This window comes from Schnuerera sp., from assembly GCF_035459645.1.
Classification (GTDB): domain Bacteria; phylum Bacillota; class Clostridia; order Tissierellales; family Tepidimicrobiaceae; genus Schnuerera.
Map to the genome: position 1 here is coordinate 1 of NZ_DATHXO010000461.1, position 4,760 is coordinate 4,760.

Annotated in this window: 5 protein-coding genes and 1 pseudogene; 5 read left to right on the forward strand and 1 reads right to left on the reverse strand. The window is 32.6% G+C overall.

What is annotated here, in order from left to right; translation table 11 throughout:
- Positions 1 to 11 precede the first annotated feature (11 nt).
- From VK998_RS10830 to VK998_RS10850, 5 genes and pseudogenes are all read left to right on the forward strand, one after another.
- Positions 12 to 152 carry an ATP-binding protein gene (locus VK998_RS10830; protein ID WP_414713601.1) on the forward strand — a complete coding sequence of 47 codons (141 nt, stop codon included), beginning with the start codon at positions 12 to 14 and terminating at the stop codon, positions 150 to 152.
- Between the two features lie 38 nt (positions 153 to 190).
- A pseudogene (locus tag VK998_RS13070) lies at positions 191 to 301 on the forward strand (exodeoxyribonuclease VII small subunit); the annotation flags it as partial.
- Positions 302 to 305: 4 nt separating this feature from the next.
- Positions 306 to 1,175, forward strand: coding sequence for a polyprenyl synthetase family protein (locus VK998_RS10840; RefSeq protein ID WP_325228188.1), 870 nt, complete (start codon positions 306 to 308; stop codon positions 1,173 to 1,175).
- 676 nt (positions 1,176 to 1,851) lie between these two features.
- Positions 1,852 to 2,466 carry a hypothetical protein gene (locus VK998_RS10845; protein WP_325228191.1) on the forward strand — a complete coding sequence of 205 codons (615 nt, stop codon included), beginning with the start codon at positions 1,852 to 1,854 and terminating at the stop codon, positions 2,464 to 2,466.
- A 17-nt stretch (positions 2,467 to 2,483) separates the two neighbouring features.
- Complete coding sequence (locus tag VK998_RS10850; protein ID WP_325228193.1) at positions 2,484 to 3,287, forward strand: TlyA family RNA methyltransferase; 804 nt, start codon at positions 2,484 to 2,486, stop codon at positions 3,285 to 3,287.
- A gap of 193 nt (positions 3,288 to 3,480) precedes the next feature.
- On the opposite strand, the gene VK998_RS10855 is transcribed toward VK998_RS10850, so the two are convergent.
- Positions 3,481 to 4,512 (reverse strand): IS6 family transposase, encoded by a 1,032-nt coding sequence (locus VK998_RS10855; RefSeq protein ID WP_325228196.1) that lies wholly within the window; start codon positions 4,510 to 4,512, stop codon positions 3,481 to 3,483.
- Positions 4,513 to 4,760 lie beyond the last annotated feature (248 nt).

A 4,760-nucleotide genomic window follows, 5' to 3' on the forward strand; every position in this document is an offset into this window, starting at 1 on the left:
GGCATATCGAGATCCAGGTCCTCGCCGACGGCCACGGCAACTGCGTCTACCTCGGCGAGCGCGAGTGCTCGATCCAGCGACGCCATCAGAAGGTGATCGAGGAAGCCCCGTCGCCGTTCCTGGACCCCGAGACCCGCCGTGTGAGGATTTAACTTTAAAGAGTTCTCTAGAAAAATTTAAAAGGGGGGTAGCCTTATATAATTATTGTAACGGATTATTAAAGGGTATGGAGGGGGAAGTTAAGATATTGCTTAAGGATGAAGATAATAATATAGAAGAAGATTTTTATATGGAGGTATAAAATAATGCTGCTAAACGAAGAACTAGAGTCTACTAAAGATATAATTGATAGAAATTTATATAATATTTTAAATAATAAGACTGGATATCAATCAAAAGTATATGAATCTATTAATTATAGCTTATTTACAGGTGGTAAAAGGTTAAGACCTATATTATTGTTAAAAAGCTGTGAAATGTTTGGAGGAGAGTATAAAAACTCTATTCCATTTGCGTTAGCAATAGAGATGATACATACCTATTCATTAATCCATGATGATTTGCCTTCAATGGATGACGATGATTTTAGAAGAGGAAAATTAACAAACCATAAAATCTATGGAGAAGCTATTGCAATTCTTTCAGGTGATGGATTATTAAATTTAGCTTTTGAAACAATGGTGGACTTTACATTAAAAAACTCAGAAACTGTTGATGATTATCAAAAAAATATATGGGCAATTAGTGAAATAGCAAAATATTCTGGAGTTTTTGGCATGATAGGTGGACAGGTAGTAGATTTATTATCTAATGAAATTACAATGGATGAAGATAAATTGCTATTTATGTATAAATCGAAAACAGCTGCTCTTATCCAAGCTTCATTAGTGGCAGGAACTATATTAGGTGGAGGATGTGAGGAAGACGCAGAAAGGATGAGATTATTTGGATTATATCTTGGTTTAGCATATCAAATAAGGGATGATATTTTAGATGAAGAAGAGGATAAGTTAATTAATAAAGTGACCTATCTAAGTTTTAACAATAAAGATGAGGCAAAAATAAAAGTGGACAAATTAAGTAAAAAAGCTATTCAAGTTTTAGAGTTTTATAAGGATAAGAATCTAGAGTTTTTCAAAAAAATAACAAATTACTTAATCGGTAGAAATTATTAAAAACGATTGAATAATTATAGAAATTATGCTATAATTTATTATACTAAACAAAGTGGTACAGTATTCTAGTCAACACAGCTAATCCCGAGGGCGGGGCTAAAAATCCGTCGAAGGGCATATCGATGAAGTTCCTTGTTTTGGCTCGCGACGCCCAGTCGGGGGTCGAAATTGGGAGTAAGAAAGATGGGGCGATCTGCAATGGCATGCAGGCGATGACCCTACTTTCGTGGAGACTTACCATATGGTAAGATAAACCTGTATGTATAAATATGAAAATAAACATGCAGAGTAGCCTGCCTTGAGTGATGTTGGCGGATGATTAAGTTCGATTTTTCTTACTTAGGGCCCATGTAGGGAAAATTTTGTTATCGAAACCAATATTGCAAAAGAGGCTAAGGATTAGACTGGTTGTAGAGGAAAACTCCTAGACTGTTCATGGTAGAAGTATATTGGGGATTACAGTGCGGACTAAGTGGTAATCCAGTTCTATTTATGGTGACATAGTAGTGATAGAATTAAAGGGAAACCGCTGTTATGGCGACATACAGTTTCTTTCAGGGAAATCCTGCTGGACCTTAAGCCGTAAGATTTACCTAATATACTACCACTTAAAAAGCTGATAGCATAATGCTATCAGCTTTTTATATAACATTTTAATATGGAGGAACTAATATAAATGAGTAAAAAAACTGAAGGTAGTTTTTCAAATAAATACAATTTAAAATGGATAATATTGGTAACTTTATGGACTTTTATTATGGCTATGATATTTAGTGTAATCACTGAAGGATTAATTAAGAATATAGATATAATATTGGCATTCATAATTTTAATTATTATAATTCTAATTGGAATTTTTTTCGATATAATTGGTATTGCTGTTACAAGTGCTAAAGAAAAGCCTTTTCATGCTATGGCAGCTAATAAAGTAGAAGAAGCAAAATATGCAATAAAGTTAGTAAGAAATGCAGGGCAAGTTTCAAACTTTTGTAATGACGTAATAGGAGATATAAGTGGTATAGTTAGTGGTGCGGTTGGGACGACAATAATTTATAAATTAATTAATATCTACAATATAAAAGATGGGATGTTTTTAAGCATAGTACTTACATCTTTAATAGCATCATTAACAGTAGGTGGGAAAGCTTTTGGTAAATCTATAGCAATACTGTACTCTGAAAAAATCATTTTTCAAACTGCTGTAATTTTTAATTTTATAAAGAAAAAGTTAGGATTAGATATACTACCTGAAAAGAAGAAAAATAATAAACAGGATAATAAAATGGACTAAAAATTGAGGTGGATCATATGGGTAAAAAAAGAGCAGATATACTATTATTTGAAAAGGGATTAGTTGATTCTAGAGAAAAGGGCAAAAGAGTTATTATGGAAGGAGTAGTTTTTGTTGGTAATAGGAGAATAGATAAACCAGGAGAAAGAATTGAAATAGATAGTGAAATATTGATTAAGAAAAATCCTATTAATTATGTGAGTAGAGGTGGATTAAAACTTGAAAAGGCAATTGATATTTTTGATATTGATTTAAAAAATAAAGTTGTTATGGATATTGGAGCTTCTACGGGAGGGTTTACTGACTGTATGCTTAAAAATGGGGTAAAAAAGGTATATGCCATTGATGTAGGATATGGTCAATTAGATTGGAAACTTAGGAATGACCCTAGGGTTATAGTAAAGGAACGAACCAATATTAGGTATGTAACTAAAGAGGATATTGGGGAAGTAATTGATTTCATTTCTATAGACGTGTCTTTTATTTCTTTAAAATTAGTATTACCTATAGCAAAAGAATTATTATGTAAAAGTGGAAGCATTATGGCCCTTATCAAACCTCAATTTGAAGCTGGAAGAAGTAAAGTTGGGAAAAAAGGTATAGTAAAAGATAAAAAGATCCACAAGGAAGTAATATATAATATGGTTGAGTTTTGTAAATCTATCCAACTGAATATTGTAGACTTGAGTTTTTCACCTATTACAGGCAGTACAGGAAATATTGAGTTTTTATGCTGTATTTTGAAATCAAATAATAAAGAAATGATTGATGAAGATACAATATTTAAAACCATAGAAGATGCTCATAAAAGTCTATACTAAGGCTTTGTAAACTAAACATGAAAAAATAGCACAATGTTTTATAGAATTGCTTCAAATTGCTTTTAATTTCGCCTTGACGATTATAAAAGTCCGCCTTGAGATTGTCAAGGGTAAAATGAACGCGCTAACGCGCGCCCTTGACAATCTCAAGGACGTACATTTAAAAAATATTTTGGCGAAATTAAAGCAAAATTTATGCTACAAGAAGATACTTTTTCTTCTCTCTTTCAGTTAGATTTAATCCAGCAACTTGAGCTGGGGTTAAACCATTAAGAGATGAATGTGGTCTTACAAAATTATAAAAAAATATAAACATGCTGATTAGGTTATTTGCTGATTCAAAAGAATTAAAACCTTGCTTAGTCTTATACCAAGCTTTAAATTGATGATGGAAAGACTCTATTAAATTGTTAGAAATATCATCTTTAAAACTTTCAACGCGAATATGTTTAACAGAACTACCCAGTACAGATTTAACTGGTACTTTGTAAGCACTGTATCGATCGCTAACTATGGCATTAACAGTACCTAAGTCTTTAACAGAATTAAGTAAAGCAAAAGCTTGGCTAGAATTTCTATGAGGCGATAAATGGAAACCTAAGACAAAGCGGGTTTCTGAGTCTATGATAAACCAAATATAATATTTTCGACCATTAATTTTTACAACAGTTTCGTCAGCATGCCATTCATCTGAATTAAAGTCTAACATTGGTATAAGTTCTAAAGAGAGATTATTAAAAAATGGAGCAAACTTCTTACACCAATTGCTAATGGTAGTATGAGAAACCTTAACATTATGGGCTACTCTAAGTATTAGGGCAATATTTCTAAAAGAATTTTTGCCAAGGTAAAACATAGATAGAGCGGTAATAATTATATGCACGGGATAACGCATACGCTTAAAATCATTCTTTCCAACAAGCTTAGACATAGATGCAGGTAGTATATTGTTTGGTTTAGGAACAAACATAGAATGGTTACATTTCTTATCACAACAACGGTAATTAGAGTAATATTCATAATCGTGATGAAGAAACGTTGCTTTACCACAAACAGGACAACAAGGATATTTGGGCACTTTTTTAGACACTGGTCTATCAGGAGTAAATTGGTGATTGCACTTACGGCAAAGGTACTTTTGATAACCATCTTTATCTTTGCCATAGCGATAAAAAGAATCTTTATTGTTGCATTTTGGGCATTTAATTGGTACAATTTTTTGCATGAGGACTTCATCCTTTCTGGGAGGTATTTGTTTTCTCGCAAAAACATTGTACCACAGAGGATTGGAGTCCTCAATTTTCATTTAAGTTTACAAAGCGAATTTATATACAAGGAGGTGACAAAATGAACAAAAAAACAATTAGTTTTTTATTAGTTCTATCAATTCTGACATTGGCTTTTGCACCTATGGTAGATGCCTCATCTAACCGGCTACTTAGGCTAGGCAGTAGAGGTTCTGACGTAGATCGG

Coding starts and splice junctions, on each gene's coding strand:
- VK998_RS10840 (WP_325228188.1), top strand. CDS start 306: ATGCTGCTAAACGAAGAACTAGAGTCTACTAAAGATATAATTGATAGA.
- VK998_RS10845 (WP_325228191.1), top strand. CDS start 1,852: ATGAGTAAAAAAACTGAAGGTAGTTTTTCAAATAAATACAATTTAAAA.
- VK998_RS10850 (WP_325228193.1), top strand. CDS start 2,484: ATGGGTAAAAAAAGAGCAGATATACTATTATTTGAAAAGGGATTAGTT.
- VK998_RS10855 (WP_325228196.1), bottom strand. CDS start 4,512: ATGCAAAAAATTGTACCAATTAAATGCCCAAAATGCAACAATAAAGAT.